Genomic DNA, 20,611 nt, shown 5'->3' with positions numbered 1-20,611 from the left:
GTTTCTTCATTTGCTTGAAAGCAACCCTATATAAAATTCACCAATTTTTAGCCCTCATACAATTCTAATGGCAAACCGTCAGGATCTTGGAAAAAGACGAATTTTTTTCCCGTTATCTCATCAACACGTATCAATTCCGTCTCAACATCGCATTGGTTTAAATGTTTAACAGCATCTTCTATATCAGTAACCGCAAAAGCTAAATGTCTAAGTCCAGCAGCCTCAGGAAAGCTTGCGCGGTCAGGCGGACTTGGAAATGAAAATAATTCAATTTGATACTCTCCTCCTACACATAAATCTAACTTATACGAATTTCGTTCCTTTCTATATACTTCATTCTTCACTTTGAAACCTAATATTCGTGTATAAAAATCCTTTGACACTTCATAATTTGAACAAATAATTGCAACGTGATGTACTCTACATATATTCATGATTCCTCTATTCCTCTCTTTACCAAACATGCATATTCTCACTTTAAATGAAAAACATATATATCAGAATATCTCTTTTAGGGGGCTTATTATGAAATTTATCACTTTTTTCGTTGGACTTATCGTTGTTTTTCTCCTTGCCTACATCGCTAGTAACAATAAAAAACATATTAAATTCAAGCCAATTTTCATCATGCTTATTATACAGTTAATTTTAACCTATTTATTATTAAATACAGAAATTGGCCTCATCCTTATTACGATAATTTCCAACTTGTTTACAAAGTTACTCGACTATGCTGCATCTGGTATAAATTTTGTATTTGGAGGTCTTGCAAACAAAGGTGAAATGCCATTTTTCCTTAATGTATTATTACCGATTGTGTTTATTTCCGTCTTAATTGGTATATTACAACATTTCAAAATACTACCATTATTTATTCATTGGATTGGTTTCTTTCTTAGCAAAATAAATGGTCTTGGGAAATTAGAATCTTACAATGCCATCGCTTCCGCTATTGTCGGCCAATCAGAAGTTTTTATTACGGTAAAAAAACAATTAGCTCAAATCCCAAAACATCGCCTTTATACACTTTGCGCCTCTGCTATGTCTACCGTATCTATGTCCATTGTTGGTGCCTATATGACGATGATCGAACCAAAATATGTAGTAACCGCACTCGTTCTGAACTTATTTAGCGGTTTTATTATCGTACTCATTATTAATCCTTACGACGTTAACGACGACGAAGATATTTTAGAAATAAAAGGTGAAAAGCAAAGTTTTTTTGAAATGCTCGGAGAATACATCCTTGATGGTTTTCGCGTAGCAATTGTCGTCGGCGCTATGCTCATTGGATTCGTCGCATTAATGAGTTGTATTAATGACCTATTCCTCATTATATTCGGCATTACTTTCCAACAACTAATAGGCTATGTATTCGCCCCTATTGCATTTCTTATCGGCGTACCAAGTTCTGAGATTGTCACAGCTGGTAGCATTATGGCAACAAAGCTTGTAACAAATGAATTTGTAGCAATGATGGATCTTAGTAAAATTTCCAGCACTCTCTCTATCCGTACAGTTGGTATTATTTCTGTCTTCCTCGTTTCTTTTGCCAACTTTTCTTCCATTGGAATTATTTCCGGTGCTGTAAAAGGGTTAAACGAAGAACAAGGAAATGTTGTTGCCCGGTTCGGCTTAAAATTACTATACGGAGCTACTCTCGTTAGTATTCTATCTGCAATTATTGTAAGTATTATGTTGTAATTAGGTAAAATTTTATCATTTTCTTATCCTTATCTTTTGTATACAATAACGAATAGATGTCTCATAAATAATCGAGACATCTATTTTTTATACATGTACAATCCATTTTATTTAGCGTAAAATATTTTTTATGTGTTTTAATACGCTTCTAGATATATACACTTTGATAGTTTTAAAGGAGAACAAATGATGAAATCCGACGTTAACAAAAATAATCGAACCACAAAAAAACAATTAAAGAAAAAACGCCTACTTTGGTTCATTCTCATTCCATTACTTATTGTAGCAATGGGAGCAGGAGGCTATTCCTTCCATATATACAGTAAAGCAAAATCTGTCTTAAGCAATGCCTATTCTGAACTCGGCCGGGGAGATAAATCCAGCAAACGTGAAAAAGCTGTTAAACCTATGACTGACAACATTTCTGTCCTTATTATGGGTGTTGATGAAAGTGATATCAGGGAAAAAGGTTACGGAAAAGCAACTCGTACGGATGCATTATTACTTGCAACAATTAATAAAAATGATAAATCAGTTAAACTTGTCAGCATTCCACGTGACTCACGCGTCTACATTAAATCACGTGATAAATATGATAAAATCACACACGCACACGTATTTGGTGGTGTAGACAGCACAATTGATACAGTAGAAAACTTTTTAGATGTCCCAGTTGATTACTATGTAAAATTTAATTTCAAATCCTTTATCAAGATCGTTGATTCTCTAGGTGGTATAACTGTCGACGTTCCCGTTGAGTTCACAGAACAAAATAGTAGCGACGAAGCAGATGCAATTCACCTCAAAAAAGGACGTCAACATTTAAATGGAGAAGAAGCACTTGCACTAGCTAGAACTCGCCATATTGACAGTGATTATATGCGCGGTCAACGACAACAACTTGTTTTAGAAGCTATTGCTGAGAAAGCACTATCTCTCAATTCCATTAATAAAATCGGAAGCCTATTAGATGCTGTCGATACAGACTTAAAAACAAATTTAACTTTTGATGATATGATGACTATTGCAAAAAATTCAATGGATTCAAATTTAAAAATGGATAAATTGCAAGTGGAAGGTACTGATAAATATATAGGTGGTATTTATTATTACGTTCCAAACGAAAAGAGTGTTAATGATATATCGACAACACTTCAAGAACATCTCGGTGTTACGAATAAAAATGAGCATAAAAAATTATAATAAAAAGGCTGCTAGATTTTTCTAAGCAGCCTTTTTATTATAATTTTCAACATATTTCTCATTCATATTGTGACAAAAAGAGACAATTATTACAGCAGTGTAACATTTTTTATGAAAACATTACACACGTAGTGAAAATAATAGTATACTAGGACGTACATAATGTTATTTTCATCATTTTTATACAAAAAATGTAATACATATATTTATACAAATTTTTCTGGGGGGAAATAAATGAAGCTAAGCAAAATCCTGATCGGTTCCGCTATCGCTGGTGGCATATTACTTTGCGTTGGTGGTGTTGGTGGATATCAATATGTATCCAAATTAAATAATCAACTAAATACAACTGCACTACCAAACACTACATTTGAAGGTATTTCTCTTGATGGAAAAAATAAAGCAGCTATTCAAGCCCTTGTTAATCAAAAGGTGAATGAATTAAATCAAAAACCTCTTAACTACGTATTCCAAAATGATAAGCAAAATTACACGTGGAAAGATTTAGGAGTAGATTATAAAGAGAAGGATATTGTCGACAATATCTTTAAAGAACAAGAAGGGAACGTAATGAATCGTTACAACATGCGTAAGCAAGCTGAAAACGGTGAAGTAAAACGTGACTATAAATTAACACCACAATTAAATACAACAACTTATGAAACCTTTATAAAGGATAAATATAATGAAACATTAAAAAATCCTGTCAACGCCGAATTAAGTGTTGAAGGCTCTACAGTAAATATTAGCCAAAGTCAAACTGGGGAAAAAATTGATAAAGGAAAATTAACCGATTTAACAAGCGCAGCTATTACTTCTGGCACATCCGATGTTGTATTACCAGTTACACTAATAAAACCTGAACGTTCTACAGAAGATATACAACAAATGGGGATTAAAGAAGTGATTGCTGAATACTCTACCCCAATGGCTGGCCGTAATGGAAATCAGTCCTATAATGTAAATAAGTCAGCTAATACTTTAAGTGGAGTTATTGTAGCACCTGATGAAACGTTTAGTTTTAATGGCCGTGTTGGCGTAACTGATGCTGCACATGGTTATAAATCCGCAGCAGTATATTCACAAGGTAAAGTTATACAAAGTGCAGGCGGAGGTGTTTGCCAAGTAAGTAGTACTTTATACAGCGCAGCTTTAAGGGCAGATTTAGGAATTGTTTCTCGAAGCAATCATTCTATGCCCGTAAATTATTTACCACTTGGGCAAGATGCAGCAGTAGCAGATTATGGTCCGGATTTAAAATTTAAAAACAATACAGGTAAGCATATTTACATTCAAGCATTTTCAAATGGCGGTAGTATTACTACACGTATTTTCGGTACAAATACTGGTAAAAATGTTGAAGTTTCTTCTCAAGTAGTTAGTAATACTGGTGATAAAATAACAGCGGTTACGTATAAAAAAGTAACACAAAACGGTGAAGTACTCTCAAATGGACAAATTTCAAAAAGCGTATATAAAAGTGCCCCAAAACAATGAGATAATATCAAACGGACAAATTTCAAAAAGCGTATACAAAAAGGCGTGATCTACTCACGCCTTTTTCTTTTGCAATAATAGTAAAAAATTTTCCAGATGATCTTTCGTTTCTTCTAAAGACCACACACGATTGCCTTGCTTCGCAGCTAATACGCACGCTTCTTCCCACGCGTTCTTTTTCTTCATATTTACTAATTCATCGCGTAATTTCAAAACAATCTCTTCGTCCTCTTGCTCTATAAACTCTTCCATCACGCTTACTATTTCATCCTCATGAATACTTAACGTACAGTACGATTTAAGAAAGTATTGTAATGTTGGATACATATATACTCCCCCCCTTTATTTATCTGATGGATAAGAAGTAATAATCTTAAATCCTAGATTTCCTGATTTATCTCTCGCTAAAACAGTAACAGTCTTTACTAGCTTGTCTTTTACATTCATATTTTTCTTTATTACTGTTTTTCCAACTGGGAATGAATGAGTTGTATTCAATACAAGACGAGCCTCTTTAGAGTTTTTCAACCAATCCTGAATTTCTTTATCATGTTGTTTTAAACTATCTTTCACAGCCTTTGTCGCTGTTTCCTTATCATAGTATGTACTTGCCGCTGAAACTTTATCTGTCTTCAAACGATTCTTCAAATCCTCTTCCGATTTGCCTACATGCCTTTCAATCGTATGACCATTTTTAGGTGGCCCTTCCATTTCATCTAAAATATTATCACTAATTTTTTCTACTGATGTAGAATGATCCTCTTTTGGTTTTTCTGTTTTTTGTTCTTTTCCTGCACATCCACTTAAAATCAGCATTAGTGCCAATAAACTACTCAAGAAAAGACTACTTAATCGTTTCATCGTATCACCTCTTCCATGATTATTATCGTAACTCCACTAAAAGTCAATTTCACAAAGAAAAAATGTATACGGTTTTAAAATCCTCATTCATTTTGCTATATTTTCCACCCCCCCCTTTCATCAAATCACTGTTTTTCGCCCTTCTTAAAATATACCCCCATGTTTTTATAATTATTTCCCGGATGAAAACACCAATCAAAACACTCCACGAGCCCTTTAAATATAGGATTTTCGGAGTGTTTTTCAAATAAGTTAAATATACCCCTGTTTTTATATACCCAATACCTACATAAGGTATATAAACAGCTTTCTATCAACTGTTTTCTACATTATGTAAATTTGCACTTGCCTATACAATAGAAATATGGTGTAATGCAAAAAAAGATAAAGGATTTTATAAAATGGTTGAAACAATTCAAAACTTCTTAACAGATTATTATTCAATCGCAATTCCACTTAGTATCTTAATCAACATCATCATCAGTCTTTTAGGTTTTATCCCTAGTATTTTTTTGACCGCTATTAATATACAACTCTTCGGTGTAACAAATGGTACAATCATTTCGATCACAGGCGAGGCATTAGGGGCTATTATCTCGTTTTATATTTATCGTATAGGCCTTCAAAGGTTCACTCACGATAAAGTAAATAAGTATCCAAAGGTAGAGCGCCTTCTTTACGTAGAAGGCAGGGAGGCATTTCTACTCGTCCTATCTTTTCGTTTTATTCCTTTCATTCCATCCAGTATCGTTACTTTATTTGCAGCTCTAGGCAAGATGTCATTACTCTCTTTCAGTATTGCCAGCACAATAGGGAAAATACCGGCCTTATTGATTGAAGTATATTCTGCATATCATGTCATAAACGGAACAAATGAAGCGAAGTGGATTATAACAATCGCGGGTTGTGTTGGATTATTTTATTTGTGGAAAAAATGGAGAAAAAAATAAAGAAGGAGCCTATGCTCCTTCTTTATTTTTGAGGTATTTTATTAATAACTATCCCTTAAAGCCTTAGTTTACACCAACAGCACTAAATGATTGCTTAACTGCTGCTACTTCTGCAGAGCTAGCACCATATAAATCAGCTGCAGCTTGTACTGCACCAGCACGAGCTTGACTAAATGTAGTAGATTGCGTGAAATACTGTGTATTTGCACGGTAGTAAATCGCACCTAATTTATCTTTACCGATACCAGTTACAGTTACACCAGAATGCGTACCACCATTTGCTAATAAATAAGCTTGTTTGTTAATAATACCACTGTTTGTATGAACGCCACCGTTATCACTTGAACCAGTGTAACGCTTAGAATAATGGTCTGGATCACCATATTTCGTTGGATCACTCATAGAACGCAGTGCATCTCCTGCTTTACCAGGCGTGTAAATATCTTCACCAATCTCCCAATCCGGGTTACGGTTATCATAGAATTCTACTAACGTACCAAAGATATCAGAAATTGCTTCATTTAATGCTCCTGATTCATTTTGATAAATTAAATTCGAGCTATTTTCCGTAACTGCATGCGTTAATTCGTGACCAATTACGTCAATACCACCAGATAATGAAGTGAATGTTACACCATCACCATCTCCGTATACCATTTGTGAACCGTTCCAGAATGCATTATTATACTTACTTCCGTAATGAACAGTTGATTTTAATGGTGCTCCTGCATCATTAATAGAATTTCGGTTAAATGTATCTTTATAGTAATCATATGTTTTACCTGCATAGTAATGAGCATCTACTGCTGCTGCATCATACGCTGCATTGAAAACATTATCTGCATCTGCCCATAATGTTCCTGGTAATGTTGAGCGATTTTTCGCATCATATGTGAAAATTGTTGCTCCGCGCGTATTATCTTGCAAGTAGTAAGATGACCCAGATAACGTTGTATTAAGCGATTTCGTATCTCCTAATACACCTTTACCAGTTCCCACTTTATTCGTTCCTGTTACAGGCTTTACAACCGCTTTAGCATCCTGTTTAGGAGCATCTTGTTTAACAGGTGACTTATCATCATTCGTCACATGATCAATTGTATTAAACTTATTTAATACTTTACCGCTTTCCGCCTCAATGAAATAGTAGTAATTTCCTGGGCTTGGATCTAAGAAGTTTAGATTTACAACGTATGCATATGTCGTTTCTTCACCGTTTTGATATACATATAAGTCCGCTTTTGGTTCTACCTCATATTTAGGTGTTACTCCTAAATCTTGCTGCGCGATTTCAATTGCTTTTGCGCCTTCAATCTTATTTTTGTTTTTTAACTTTTCCTTTTTGTCTAAATCAGGCGCAACTGTTCCAGACAATACCTTTAAAGAACCATCTTTACTTACGTGAGCTACTTGAGTAGATCCCCATACAGGTACTCCCTCGTAAACTTGTTGCATACGTACTACTGTTGAATCAGTTACAGCGTCTTTTTTCACTTGTTTCACTTTGAAAGAATCTTGCGCACTCTTTTCCCCTAACTTATAATCACCTTTTGCCGCGTTTAAGTAATCAAACACAACAGATTCCGCTTTCTTACCAGTCGCTCCAGTTAGATCACCAGAAATAAACTCAGGTGACTGTACCGTCTCATTGTACTTCTTAGTAGAGAGTACATTTTTAGAATCCGCAAATGCAGAGCCTGTCCCTCCGAACGTAGTAACTGCCATTCCTGCCGCTAACACTAACGCTAAACTCTTCTTTTTCATCTAACATTCCCCCTAATAAAAAATTTTTGAAAAAGAGTAGTTTCATATTATCATTATGTTTCCACTATTAATATACTAAAAATTCAAATAATTGTTTTCTCAAGTTTTGTAGAATTTTCGGGAGCAAATATTGAGAAACCCCTTTCCGTTTGGAAAGGGGTTTTTTGGTTATGAATTAATTTGTTGAACCGTTTTAGCTTGTTGACCAACGATATCAGGTTTACTACTATACTGATGTATTCCTCCAGCAACTGTAAGAGTTACTATAAACGCCAATACTCCAAATACCATCTTTTTCATTTTCACTCCTCCTTATTATCATTCATCAAATCAATAACTAACCTATAATATCGATTACTTTCCTCAAATCTCGATAAACTAGCGAAATGTTCTGCGAGTTCAACGTATACTTTCTTTAATTCTATTTTATTTCCCGCAGATTTATACAAAGGAATAGCCTCATTTTCCAAAAATACTTTATAATCTTTTGCTTCTTCAAAATGTTTATATCTAAGAATTAAAAGCAAATATAACTTTGCATTAAATCTCTCTTCTTGTTTTGCTGCAACAATTCCCTTATCAATCCATTCTTTTGCCTCTTCTAATTCTTCTAATTTAATGCATACTAATGCCAGTTCATATATTGTATCTAGATAGTTTAAATCTACTTGTTTTTGAAGTTGCAGACTATCCAAATAATATTTCTTCGCCTGCTGATATTTGCTTTTTTTATAATATATACTTCCCATATTGCTTAAAGTAATAGCTAAAAGTACATCCTTATCCGCAAAAGATGTGGCCTCCCTCAATATACTCTCATACATTCTTAAGGCCTCTTCATACTGACCTTTTTCTGTGTAACTTACTGCAATAAGTATCTGGCAATTAATTATATTTCTAAACTTATATTCACTACGAAATCCTTCTAATGCTATATTCACAAAATGAATTGCAAGGTGATGAATATCTAAATGAGTATATGCAAGCGCTATATTATAGTACATACCCGTTTCATGATACCCTTGTTCCTTGGCCATTACTTCTGTTTTTAATAAGTGGTCTAGTCCATCCTTCCATCTATACTGCAAACAGCACAATAACCCTCTACTGTACGTATATAATAACTTCTGAAATGGAGAATACTTTTTGTAGACTTTCTTTAATCTCTCTAATTCTTCTTCAATTGCAGATATATCCCTTTTCATAATTAAATAACGTGTATACAGCAGTTTATAATAATTTATAATTTCAAAATCCAACACATGCTTCATTTCACCTTGCAACTCTTCGTATATGCGCTCTACTTGTTGCTTGTCCAAATGAACTAATGCATTCAACCACTCGTCCAACTTCACCTTCACATCTTCTTCTACATCTCTCAAATCCGTCACAGCAATTTCTAGTCTTGTGCAGAGCAATTGTAGAATTTCTTCTGATGCTTCAATCTTTCCATTTTCGATCTTACTTAAGTATGAGACAGAACAAATGCCCTGACATAATTCTTCTTGTGTCATTTTTTGCTGTAGCCGTTTATAAAAAACTTGCTTGCCTATTTTTTCTAATGTTTGTTGCATTGTCCTCCTCCATTCTCATTACCCCCATTACTCTAATAATACATAAAATCTTGAGAAATATAAATTGATAAATGTAAATTTTCTAAAAAATATGCATTATTTCATTTTTTTCTCCCTTGACTTCAATCCCCTATTACTTCTTTGCTACGGAAGGGGGAAAATTGGTATACTATAACCAAATTGCGGAGGTGTTTTCACAATGAATCATTATAAAGACGATAGTTACGCCTTACATACAGATTTATATCAAATCAACATGGCTTATACATATTGGAAAGATGGTATTCATACTCGCCGTTCTGTTTTTGATCTATACTTTCGAAAGCTTCCATTCGAAAACGGCTATGCTGTTTTTGCTGGTCTTGAAAAAATTGTAGAGTACATAGAAAATTTCAGCTTTACCGAAAGTGACATCGCTTATTTAGCAGAGCTGCAATTTGAAGAAGACTTCCTTCATTATTTACAAAACATGAAATTTACTGGCACGATTCGTAGTATGCAAGAAGGCGAAGTTGTTTTTAATAACGAACCATTATTACGTGTTGATGCACCGCTTGGCGAGGCACAAATAATTGAAACCGCCCTCTTAAATATTGTAAATTACCAAACATTAATTGCTACAAAAGCTGCACGTATGAAGCACGCTGCAAATAATGATGAGCTTTTAGAGTTCGGTACAAGACGCGCTCATGAGTTTGATGCTGCCCTTTGGGGAACACGAGCTGCCTTTATTGGTGGGTTTTCATCTACAAGTAACGTTCGCGCAGGGAAACGCTTTGGCATCCCTGTAGCTGGCACACATGCCCATTCTTTCGTTCAAGCATATCGCGATGAATATGTTGCATTTAAAAAATATGCTGAAACACATAAAAAATGTGTATTTCTTGTCGATACATACGACACATTAAAATCTGGTGTTCCAAATGCGATTCGTGTTGCAAAAGAGTTCGGGGATCGTATCGATTTTTATGGCATTCGCCTTGATAGTGGTGATATGGCATATTTATCAAAGGAGGCCAGAAAACAACTTGATGCAGCTGGATTTACAAACACAAAAATTATCGCTTCTAGCGATTTAGATGAATATACGATTATGCACTTGAAATCTCAAGGGGCAAAAATTGATGTATGGGGTGTTGGTACAAAGCTGATTACATCCTTTGAGCAGCCAGCATTAGGGGCCGTTTATAAACTAGTCGCTATTGAAGATACTGACGGAAAATTAAATGATACGATTAAGATTTCATCTAATCCTGAAAAAATTACAACCCCAGGACTTAAACGAATTTATCGTATTATTAACCGTGTTAACGATCATGCAGAGGGCGATTATATTGCTTTAGAGTCAGAAGAACCCGGAAAAGAAGAGCGTTTAAAAATGTTTCATCCAGTTCATACATATATAAGTAAATTCGTAACAAGCTTTGAAGCACGCGAACTGCATCAAGATATTTTCATTAACGGTAACAGAGCGTATGAATTACCTAATATATTAGAGATTCAAAAGTATAATGAACGCAGCCTCTCACTATTTTGGGAAGAGTATATGCGAACTTTAAACCCAGAAGAGTACCCTGTCGATTTAAGCCAAGAATGTTGGGATCATAAAATGAATTATATTCAAACTGTTCGAGAACAAGTTGAAAAAAACATACAAAAATAAAGTGAAGCTTTAATTAGTGGGGTTTTGTCCCTCCCCCACTTCTCCATTTTTCAATACTATATAGATATTTGTAAAAAATATATTAAAATAATAAGAAGAATATTGTTTTTTATAATTTAATATATTACATTATTTAAAAACAAAATAATATTTGATGTTATTTTCTTGAGTCAATTTCAACAAAATAACCAATAAAAAAGAGGACGCAATTGCGTCCTCTTTTTTATAAATCTTTTACTCGTAGTACACGCATTGCATTTAATACTGCAAGTAACGTCACACCAACATCTGAGAAGACTGCTTCCCACATTGTTGCAATACCAAAGGCGCCGAGTAATAACACTAACCCTTTTACCCCTAATGCAAATATAATATTTTGCCAGACAATACTACGTGTACGTTTTGCAATTTTTACAGCTGTCGCAATTTTTGAAGGCTCATCAGTCATAATAACGATGTCAGCAGCTTCAATTGCTGCATCTGATCCTAAACCGCCCATCGCAATACCAACGTCTGCCCTTGCTAGTACTGGCGTATCATTAATACCATCACCGACAAATGCAATCTTTTCTTTACCGCGTTTTGCTGCATCAATTTTTTCGATTTCTTCTACTTTTTGGTGTGGTAATAATTCGGCATGGACTTCATCTAAACCTAATTCTTTACCAACAGCTTCACCAACTGATTTTGCATCACCAGTTAACATGACTGTCTTCTTAATACCTAGTTCTTTTAACTTTTGAATTGCTTGTTTTGAATCCTCTTTTACCTCATCAGAGATAACAATATAACCTGCATATTTACCATCTACAGCAACATGAACTAGTGTACCTACTGTATTTGGTTGCTTAAATGTAATGTTTTCTTTTTTCATTAATTTAGCATTACCTGCGAAAATTTCTTTTCCTTGTACCTTTACAACCGTACCAAGACCTGAAATTTCACTATAGTCTTCAATACTATTTTCATCGATTGATTTTCCATATGCGTTTCGAATAGATTGTGCAATCGGATGATTTGAATATACTTCTGCAAATGCTGCATATTCTAATAGCTCTTCAGCTGTGATACCTTCACTAGGCTCCATCTTCGTAACTTTAAAGACACCTTTTGTTAATGTTCCTGTTTTATCAAAAACGATATATTTCACATCATTCAATGCTTCTAAATAGTTACTTCCTTTTACTAAAATACCACTTTTAGATGCCCCACCAATACCTCCAAAGAACCCAAGAGGAATCGATACAACGAGTGCACATGGACAAGAGATTACTAAGAACACTAAAGCTCTATAAATCCAATCGGAGAATGTAGCACCCTCTAAAATAAGTGGTGGAATAAATGCCATTATTGCTGCTGTTATAACTACAACAGGAGTATAATAACGTGCAAACTTCGTAATAAAGTTTTCTGTTGGCGCTTTTTTGCTACTTGCATTTTGTACTAAGTCTAAAATTTTCGATACAGTGGATTCACCGAACTCTTTTGTAACTTCGACAATTAATACACCATTTTGGTTTACAAAACCACTTAATACGTCATTACCAACTTCTACTTCCCTCGGTACAGACTCACCTGTTAACGCTGAAGTATCCATCATTGATGTTCCCTCAACTACTTTCCCGTCTAACGGTACTTTTTCACCTGGTTTTACGATAATATACTCACCAATTTGCACATCTTCTGGTGACACTTGTTTCGTTTCGTTTCCAACTTTCACATTCGCATAGTCAGGACGAATATCCATTAATGACGTAATTGATTTTCGAGAACGATTTACTGCAATACTTTGGAACAGTTCCCCTACTTGGTAAAATAGCATAACTGCTACCGCTTCTGGATATTGTTGAATCGCGAAAGCTCCTAAAGTTGCAATTGCCATTAAAAAGTTTTCATCGAACACTTGGCCGCGAGTTATGTTTCTTACCGCTCTCCAAACGATATCTCCACCTATTAATAAATAAGCAAGGACGAATAATGGAATTGTTATCATTTGCGGTAATCCGGCTAACGCAGCAATTCCTGTCAAAATTCCACCGACTACTAATCGTCCTATCATCTTTTTCACATTTCCATCACCATGATCATGGTCGTGTCCTTTTTCCTCTTCACGAACAACTTTTACATCAGGCTCTAACTTTTGAACAACATTTTTTATATTTTGTACAGTCGATTCAAGTTCTCGTTTATTTGCAACTTCTACTCGTAATTTCTTTGATACGAAATCAACAGTCGCTTCTGAAATTGTTGGCATTTCCTTTACCTTATTTTCAATCTTCATTGCACAATTTGCACAGTCTAAGCCTTCTAATACAAATACTTCTTTTACTGATTTTGTTTTTTGCTCTTCTTGCACTTTAATATGTGGCTCTAATTTTGTAACAAGTTGCTTCGCTTCCGTAACAACTTGATTTTCTTTATTTCGCGGTGTTTCTAAAAGCATCGTTTTTGTTGCAAAGTTTACGGAACAAGATGTTACCCCTTCTATATTCCCAACACCTTTTTCAATTTTCATTGCACAATTTGCACAATCTAAACCTTCTAGCATAAGTTTCTTTTTCACTAATGCTTCTGCCATCGTTCTCCCTCCTCGCTTTTTTATTCTTCCTCGTTTACGTGTTCAAACGCTTGCTCGAAGATATGAATTACGTGTTGATCAGCTAATGAGTAATAAACTACCTTTCCTTCTTTACGGTTCTTTACAAGCTTTGCTTGCTTTAATACACGAAGCTGATGTGAGATTGAAGATTGCGTCATTCCTAATAAATAAGCTAAATCACAAACACACATTTCAGCTTCAAATAATGCATGTAATATTCTCGTACGTGTACGGTCACCTAATACTTTAAATAATTCTGCTACTTTACTTAAACTTTCATCAGTCGGAATTGTTTGTTTTACTTGATCCACGATTTCCTCGTGAATTACCGTTTGAGAACATGCTTCCTGTTGCGTTTCTACTTTATTTTCAGCCATCACAGCTCACCTCTTCATTTGAACATATGAACAATTATTCATATGTATTATACCTTTATTATATGAGCGTCCATTCATATGTGTCAACGAATTCTCATACATTTTTTAAAACATTTCGTTCACATTTCAAAATAAACATATAAATATTCTCCGCATCTATCATGCTCTTCATACAAAAAGGATGCACGAAAACTACCGTGCATCCCTTCTTATTTATTAACTTTTACTGCATCCACAATTAACGAAGCAAATCCTAATTTACCATCTTGATTTCTATGATCAAAACGTTTCGATCGATAAATAAATCCACCATTCTCTTCCCAATCACTATAATGAAACTGGCCATTCTCATCACAGTATTCTAAAAGCTTTACTTGAAAACCTGCTGCTTCAAACATAGATATAATCGTTTTGTAGTTATGTACAATTTTATGACTTGCAGCTGGATGATCTAACGGGCCAGGTCCTCCCACTTGCACACCACGCTGATACTCTTCATTTTGAAAAAATGCATCCGGCACTGCACAGCGAATATATCCACTATCTTCTAAAAACTCATAACAAACTTTAGCTGCTTCTATACCTTCTTCATACGATAAATGCTCCCATACGTGCTCAGCCAAAATTACTGATAAAGAATTAGGCTGAAATTTATTAAGCCACGTTTCTCTTTTTAATAAATGTAATTCTTTTTCATTCGTATGTAACCACCCTGGGTTATTATTATATCCCTCTGCTCCAACGACAACTTTCGTCTCCATCTTTCCACCCCTTCTTATATTCCGACATAAAAATTCGACAACATAACATTGGTCTCCTTTATTTCCCCAAAAGAAAAAGCCTTGCGCGCTCCCTAGACGCACAAGGCTTACTAACTTTATATCCCTTTAATTAGCTTTTTCTAAACTATCTTGCGAACTTCCATCGTCTTTTAAATGACTATGTTTTTTCGAATAAACAAAGTATACAACCACTCCGATTGCTAACCAAACACCGAAGTATATCCATGTTTTTAACGGTAGATTTACCATTAAGAATAGACAGCTTGCAACTGAAATAATCGGTAAGATTGGTACAAGTGGTACCATAAATCCACGTTGTAATTTCGGGTGCGTTTTACGAAGAATGATGACAGTTACACCAACCATCGCAAATGTTAATAACGCTCCAATATTCGCTAAATTCGACAATTCTTTTAAATCGATAAATCCGGCAATTAAAGCACTACCAATTCCTGTTAACCAAACTGAAAATGTTGGTGCTTCTGTCTTCTTGTTAATTTTCGCAAAAGATTTTGGCAATAAACCGTCACGGCTCATAGCGAAGAATACACGTGTCGTAGCGTAGATGTATGCGAAAATTACAGCCATAATACCAATTACAGCTCCAATAGCGATTACACCAGCCACTTTATCTTGTCCTACAACTTCTAATACATAGGCCATCGCTTCAGGTACATCTAATTCCTTATAAGAAACCATACCTGTCATAACGAGACAAACTACAACATAAATGATTGTACAAATGACTAATGAAGCAATAATACCAATCGGCAAATCACGTTGTGGATTTTTCACTTCTTCAGCAGAAGTTGCTAATGCATCAAATCCTAAGAAAGCGAAGAATACTGCTGCTCCTCCGGCAAAGACTCCACTTAAGCCGTACGGTGCAAATGGTATCCAGTTTTCTGGTTTCACGTAGAATACACCAACTGCAATGAATAAAACAACAATACCAATTTTAATTAATACCATTATGTTATTCACACGCTTACTTTCTTTTGTACCTCGTGATAATAACCAAGTTATCACCAACGTAACGATAACTGCGGGTAAGTTCACCATACCACCTTGCGATGGAATCGTTAACAACGCTTTTGGAATTTCAAGTCCCAATCCACTCACTAAATTATTGAAATAACCTGTCCATCCGCCAGCTACTGCGGCAGTCGTTACGACATATACGGATAGCAATGTCCATCCCATTAAATGGGCAACAAACTCACCAATTGTTGCATATGAATATGTGTACACACTACCTGAAACAGGAAGTGCAGATGCAACCTCTGCATAACATAAAGCTGCAAATCCACAAACAATTGCTGCAATCATAAATGAAAAAATAACTGCTGGACCAGCATCTCTTGCTGCTACTAATCCAGTTAATACTAGAACTCCTGTACCAATTATCGCACCAATCCCTAGCATTGTTAGGTCAAATGCCCCTAGCGTTTTCGTCAAAGTTTTACTTTTACTTTCCCCTAACAATTGCGTAACGGATTTCTTTTTAAATAGGTTGGCCACGATGAATGCCCCCTTTTACCAAGAAGAGCTAAGAGGTATTATCTCTTAGCTCTTATCATGTTGTTTTATATATTGTTCGATTTTGTTTTGTATAATGCTTCTATTAGCAAGATACTGTTTCTGCTTCTAATAATTCTTTAGCACCCTTGTACTCTACACCGTGAGCTTCTGCAACTGCTTCGAATGTTACATAGCCTTCTAATGTATTAATACCTTTTAATAATGCAGTGTTGCCTAGGCAAGCTTCTTTGTAGCCTTTGTTAGCAATTTGTACTGCATATGGTACTGTTACGTTTGTTAATGCAAGAGTTGATGTACGTGGAACCGCACCTGGCATGTTTGCAACTGCATAATGAACAACGCCGTGTTTTTCATAAGTTGGGTTATCATGAGTTGTAATACGGTCAGTTGTTTCGAAAATACCACCTTGGTCAATCGCGATATCTACAACAACAGAACCTTGTTCCATTGATTTAATCATTTCTTCTGTTACAAGTTTTGGCGCTTTTGCACCTGGGATTAATACTGCACCGATTACAAGATCAGATTCTTTTACAGCTTCTGCAATATTGTAAGGATTAGACATTAAAGTTTTTACTTGGTTTCCGAAAATGTCATCTAATTGACGAAGACGTTCTGCACTTAAGTCGATGATTGTTACATCCGCACCTAGTCCAACTGCAATTTTAGCAGCATTTGTACCAGCTTGTCCACCACCGATAATTGTTACTTTACCACGTTTAACTCCTGGAACACCTGCAAGTAAGATACCTTTACCGCCTTTGTTTTTCTCAAGGAATTGCGCACCGATTTGTGCAGCCATACGACCAGCTACTTCACTCATAGGTGCAAGTAATGGTAATGAACGGTTTTCTAATTGTACTGTTTCATATGCGATAGCAACAACTTTCTTTTCAATTAACGCTTTTGTTAATTCTGGTTCTGGAGCTAAGTGTAAGTATGTGAATAAGATTAAACCTTCGCTGAAGTGTTTGTATTCGCTTTCAACTGGTTCCTTAACTTTCATAACCATTTCCATGTTCCAAGCTTCTTCAGCCGTATCAACAATTTTCGCTCCCGCTTCAACATACTGAGCATCTGTGAAACCAGATCCTACACCTGCGTCCTTTTGAATGAATACTTCGTGATTGTTACGAACTAAATGTACAACACCTGCTGGTGTCATTGCCACACGGTTTTCGTTGTTTTTAATTTCTGCTGGTACCCCAATACGCATAATGAAATGCCCCCTTATAATTAACAGAAAAAAGGAATTCTTTTTTCTTTTTCAAATAATTAATAACTTATGTCCTTATTCTAGCATAACTTAAAAGTTATGAAAACGCTAACATACCATTTTTTTAAAGTTTATATATTTAGAATAGTGTAAATATATAAAACATTGATTTTATTGGGTTCTCCGTACCACTCCATCATCTATTACTCTATTTCTATTATATCCATTCAAAATGCATAGTAATTATTTATTATTTGACAATAATGTAACAATGTAAAAAAACTAAGCAATGACGTATACATATACACTTATTACTTTGTTCAATACTTTAGAAATATATTCTTTTCACAAAAAAACAGCTACTGGCATTTAGCCAGCAGCTGGATAACTTATAAATAACTTTGAAAATAGATCTTCTGTCGTCTCACTAATTTTATCAAATATATCACTTTCACGATCTTCTTGCTCTTTTAACATCTTAATTGTTTCACGTGCATCTTCAGGATAATCGGTAATGATACCATCTACGTTTAACTTATAATATCCCTTTAAACTTTCCATATCATTTACCGTCCATACGTAAATTGGCTTGTTTAACTTCCTTGCTTCTTTTACTAATTTCTTATTTAACATGTATTCTTCTGCTACATAAAAATCAGCCTTCACATTCTTTAAGTTAGCTCTACTCGCATACAGTATATATCCTACTTTTATATTTGGATTTGCACGTTTAAACTCTTTAATAAGCGGATAGTGTAACGTTTGAATGACACATTGCTTCTCAAATTCATTATCTTTAATCGCTTTTAATACTTTGTTTACGAAATCTTTTTCGCCACCATGAAGCTTCACTTCAATATTAAGTTTGATTTTTCCTTTTGCCAGCTTAATGATCTCATCAAGTGTACTTATTTGTCCTGAAAAACCATCTTGACTAAGGGTAAGCTGTCTTAACTCCTCCATCGTTAAATCTGACACATGAACATTAACATTAGCAAGACGTTTTAGCTTCAAATCATGTATAACTGCTAGTTCACCGTCTTTTGTTTGCAGTACATCAATTTCAGCGTAGTCTGCTTTGGCATCAATAGCCCCCTGCACAGCTTCTTTCGTATTCTCTACACCTTTTGAAATATAACCACGATGAGCCATAATAACTGGTTCTTTATATGAATTTGAAATAAACGTTACAATGAAGGCAACGACCATTCCGGCGGTAATAATTCCTACAATATATACACCAATAAATTTCCAACGATGTTTTTGGAAGAAACATTTATCTGCTTTTGTTTTCGAATAATCTAATCCTTCTTCTAATAAAACATCTTCAACCGGAACCTTTTGTAAATACAATCGTGTTATTCCCATAATATAAAATGGCGTCACGATAAAACTAAATAAATACAATGTACTCGTTAAAAATACAGACATTGTTGATTCCGCTAATAATGCAAATGTTCCCTGTGGATTTGTAAATTCATACATGCCCCATAGACACAATAAATACATTCCAAAAAATACACCGTACACAATCCCTATTGAAATAAAAAATCCTACTAAAAAGAATAGTACTTTAAAAAAACTTTCTTTTACTAACGTTGCACTTTTACGTGCTGCTGTGCGAAACGGCTTTTGCTCTAAAACAACAATAGGTAGAACAAAAATCCAGCGAAGGTTCAAATACGCAACTACAGCAAAGAACGTGTAATAACCAACTTGTCCCATCGTTGTCTTAAACAGTTCTCCTGTAATAAAGTTAGGAATTTGAATTTGTGGAATTAATGCCGTTTCATATCCAATATTTAAAAGAGGTAACAATACGACCGCATATAAAATAAATCCTGGTAAGCAATATGTGAAAAGAGTAGGTAAATACGTTACGGTTTTATATAAAATCGGACGTAATTTCACCTTTTGTCTTTTATGAGCGAAGTACGAAATGATAATAAGCACCGCAAATTCCGTAAAGATAAGAAACAGTGCTAACAATGATAAAATGACGATTGCCAAAATGCCGTATGATGTCTTTAAAAACGCTAATAATTCATCATTCGTCGCATTTGCATAACCACCAAAATACAATAACTTATTAAAAATGATCCCAAATAGCGGGACAAATACAATCGCTGCTAATAATTTATAAGCAAGTTGAAAGGTTAATACATTCCAAAAAGCAAATCTAACTGTTTGAAAGGAATGTCCCATTACTCCTGGTATAGATAGTCTTTTACGGTGTTGCATATATTCCTCCACATTCTAAAACGATATTTGAGATGGATTCCACATTTCCAATTTCAATCCATCTTTTTAATAATAATATATTCCGCTTAACATGAACACTCTTATACATATAATGAAAAAAGTGATGGCTAATCCCATCACTTTTTTCACTCACTCTATTTTTTCTCTAATCCTTGTCCAAATGCTTTTAAGAAACTAAAACCGAATGTAATCGCCCTGTTGATATCTGGATCTTTTAATACTTTAAAGAAATCCATCACTTTTGTTTTCTTTCCGTTTTTCAGCTCATCTGTTGCAAATTGTAATCCAGTGACTAAACTAGATGTTATTTGTTTCGTTATTTCTGGGTCCACTGAAGATAATGCCTCTCCTGCCCCCATCATATTGTTTAATGCGTTTTTTACTGGTTCACGATTCAATTGTTCAACAGCTATTTTGGAAACATCTTCTTTTGCAGCAAGTAAACTAATTGCTGCATCTAAAATTCCAGCTTTTTGCAACTGTCCTAATAGCTGCATCGTCTCTTCTACTGCTTCTCTATTTTCAGCTAGCTCATTTAGCAGTTCATCTGTTACTTGCTGTTTTTTTTCTTCTTCTGTTACAATCTTCTTTTTAATTAAAGTAATCTCTTTTGCCAT

18 protein-coding genes are annotated in these 20,611 nt (G+C 34.8%); 5 read left to right on the top strand and 13 right to left on the bottom strand.

Going from position 1 to position 20,611, the window contains the following annotated elements; translation table 11 throughout:
• Positions 1-47 precede the first annotated feature (47 nt).
• The gene (gene gloA2, locus ABH959_RS20470; protein WP_404448611.1) at positions 48-434 is read right to left on the bottom strand and encodes an SMU1112c/YaeR family gloxylase I-like metalloprotein; all 387 of its coding nucleotides are present in this window, start codon (positions 432-434) and stop codon (positions 48-50) included.
• 91 nt (positions 435-525) lie between these two features.
• Here gloA2 and ABH959_RS20465 point away from each other — a divergent pair, with 91 nt between their 5' ends.
• The 3 genes from ABH959_RS20465 to ABH959_RS20455 all read left to right on the top strand — a co-directional run bounded on the left by ABH959_RS20465 (position 526) and on the right by ABH959_RS20455 (position 4,404).
• On the top strand, positions 526-1,704 hold the full coding sequence (locus ABH959_RS20465; protein ID WP_113937884.1) for a NupC/NupG family nucleoside CNT transporter: 1,179 nt from the start codon (positions 526-528) through the stop codon (positions 1,702-1,704).
• A gap of 186 nt (positions 1,705-1,890) precedes the next feature.
• Positions 1,891-2,907 carry an LCP family protein gene (locus ABH959_RS20460; RefSeq protein ID WP_242310844.1) on the top strand — a complete coding sequence of 339 codons (1,017 nt, stop codon included), beginning with the start codon at positions 1,891-1,893 and terminating at the stop codon, positions 2,905-2,907.
• A gap of 234 nt (positions 2,908-3,141) precedes the next feature.
• Complete coding sequence (locus ABH959_RS20455; protein WP_404493104.1) at positions 3,142-4,404, top strand: VanW family protein; 1,263 nt, start codon at positions 3,142-3,144, stop codon at positions 4,402-4,404.
• Positions 4,405-4,458: 54 nt separating this feature from the next.
• Here the strand turns inward: ABH959_RS20455 and ABH959_RS20450 are convergent, their stop codons facing one another.
• Both ABH959_RS20450 and ABH959_RS20445 read right to left on the bottom strand, forming a co-directional pair.
• Positions 4,459-4,731: a hypothetical protein gene (locus ABH959_RS20450; protein ID WP_016097207.1), complete on the bottom strand. Its 273-nt coding sequence runs from the start codon at positions 4,729-4,731 to the stop codon at positions 4,459-4,461.
• 15 nt (positions 4,732-4,746) lie between these two features.
• A complete protein-coding gene (locus ABH959_RS20445; RefSeq protein WP_002125157.1) occupies positions 4,747-5,265 on the bottom strand; it encodes an RNase A-like domain-containing lipoprotein in 519 nt (172 codons plus the stop codon).
• A 401-nt stretch (positions 5,266-5,666) separates the two neighbouring features.
• Here ABH959_RS20445 and ABH959_RS20440 point away from each other — a divergent pair, with 401 nt between their 5' ends.
• Positions 5,667-6,215, top strand: a complete 549-nt coding sequence (locus tag ABH959_RS20440) for a TVP38/TMEM64 family protein (protein ID WP_113937881.1) — start codon at positions 5,667-5,669, stop codon at positions 6,213-6,215.
• A 63-nt stretch (positions 6,216-6,278) separates the two neighbouring features.
• On the opposite strand, the gene ABH959_RS20435 is transcribed toward ABH959_RS20440, so the two are convergent.
• The 3 genes from ABH959_RS20435 to ABH959_RS20425 all read right to left on the bottom strand — a co-directional run bounded on the left by ABH959_RS20435 (position 6,279) and on the right by ABH959_RS20425 (position 9,553).
• Complete coding sequence (locus ABH959_RS20435) at positions 6,279-7,979, bottom strand: M4 family metallopeptidase (protein WP_404493103.1); 1,701 nt, start codon at positions 7,977-7,979, stop codon at positions 6,279-6,281.
• Between the two features lie 168 nt (positions 7,980-8,147).
• Complete coding sequence (gene nprX, locus ABH959_RS20430; RefSeq protein WP_002174820.1) at positions 8,148-8,279, bottom strand: quorum-signaling peptide NprX; 132 nt, start codon at positions 8,277-8,279, stop codon at positions 8,148-8,150.
• 2 nt (positions 8,280-8,281) lie between these two features.
• Positions 8,282-9,553 (bottom strand): tetratricopeptide repeat protein, encoded by a 1,272-nt coding sequence (locus ABH959_RS20425; protein ID WP_016101848.1) that lies wholly within the window; start codon positions 9,551-9,553, stop codon positions 8,282-8,284.
• A 199-nt stretch (positions 9,554-9,752) separates the two neighbouring features.
• Between ABH959_RS20425 and ABH959_RS20420 the strand changes: the two genes are divergently transcribed.
• Positions 9,753-11,216: a nicotinate phosphoribosyltransferase gene (locus ABH959_RS20420; RefSeq protein WP_078178067.1), complete on the top strand. Its 1,464-nt coding sequence runs from the start codon at positions 9,753-9,755 to the stop codon at positions 11,214-11,216.
• Between the two features lie 223 nt (positions 11,217-11,439).
• On the opposite strand, the gene ABH959_RS20415 is transcribed toward ABH959_RS20420, so the two are convergent.
• From ABH959_RS20415 to ABH959_RS20385, 7 genes are all read right to left on the bottom strand, one after another.
• Entirely contained in the window at positions 11,440-13,794 is a 2,355-nt protein-coding gene (locus tag ABH959_RS20415; protein ID WP_404493102.1) for a heavy metal translocating P-type ATPase, read from the bottom strand.
• A gap of 20 nt (positions 13,795-13,814) precedes the next feature.
• Positions 13,815-14,192: an ArsR/SmtB family transcription factor gene (locus ABH959_RS20410; RefSeq protein WP_002010461.1), complete on the bottom strand. Its 378-nt coding sequence runs from the start codon at positions 14,190-14,192 to the stop codon at positions 13,815-13,817.
• Positions 14,193-14,401: 209 nt separating this feature from the next.
• Positions 14,402-14,953, bottom strand: a complete 552-nt coding sequence (locus tag ABH959_RS20405; protein WP_002134328.1) for a class I SAM-dependent methyltransferase — start codon at positions 14,951-14,953, stop codon at positions 14,402-14,404.
• 126 nt (positions 14,954-15,079) lie between these two features.
• A complete protein-coding gene (locus tag ABH959_RS20400; RefSeq protein ID WP_002063741.1) occupies positions 15,080-16,495 on the bottom strand; it encodes an amino acid permease in 1,416 nt (471 codons plus the stop codon).
• A 103-nt stretch (positions 16,496-16,598) separates the two neighbouring features.
• Positions 16,599-17,732 carry an alanine dehydrogenase gene (gene ald / locus ABH959_RS20395; protein WP_002010453.1) on the bottom strand — a complete coding sequence of 378 codons (1,134 nt, stop codon included), beginning with the start codon at positions 17,730-17,732 and terminating at the stop codon, positions 16,599-16,601.
• 369 nt (positions 17,733-18,101) lie between these two features.
• Positions 18,102-19,973: a glycerophosphoryl diester phosphodiesterase membrane domain-containing protein gene (locus ABH959_RS20390; RefSeq protein WP_404493101.1), complete on the bottom strand. Its 1,872-nt coding sequence runs from the start codon at positions 19,971-19,973 to the stop codon at positions 18,102-18,104.
• A 155-nt stretch (positions 19,974-20,128) separates the two neighbouring features.
• A complete protein-coding gene (locus ABH959_RS20385; RefSeq protein ID WP_242310849.1) occupies positions 20,129-20,611 on the bottom strand; it encodes a helical membrane plugin domain-containing protein in 483 nt (160 codons plus the stop codon).

It is taken from the genome of Bacillus sp. RC51 (assembly GCF_044908115.1).
Classification (GTDB): domain Bacteria; phylum Bacillota; class Bacilli; order Bacillales; family Bacillaceae_G; genus Bacillus_A; species Bacillus_A mycoides.
The sequence above is the reverse complement of the archived record's forward strand: the minus strand, read 5'-3'. Positions and strand labels throughout refer to the sequence as shown.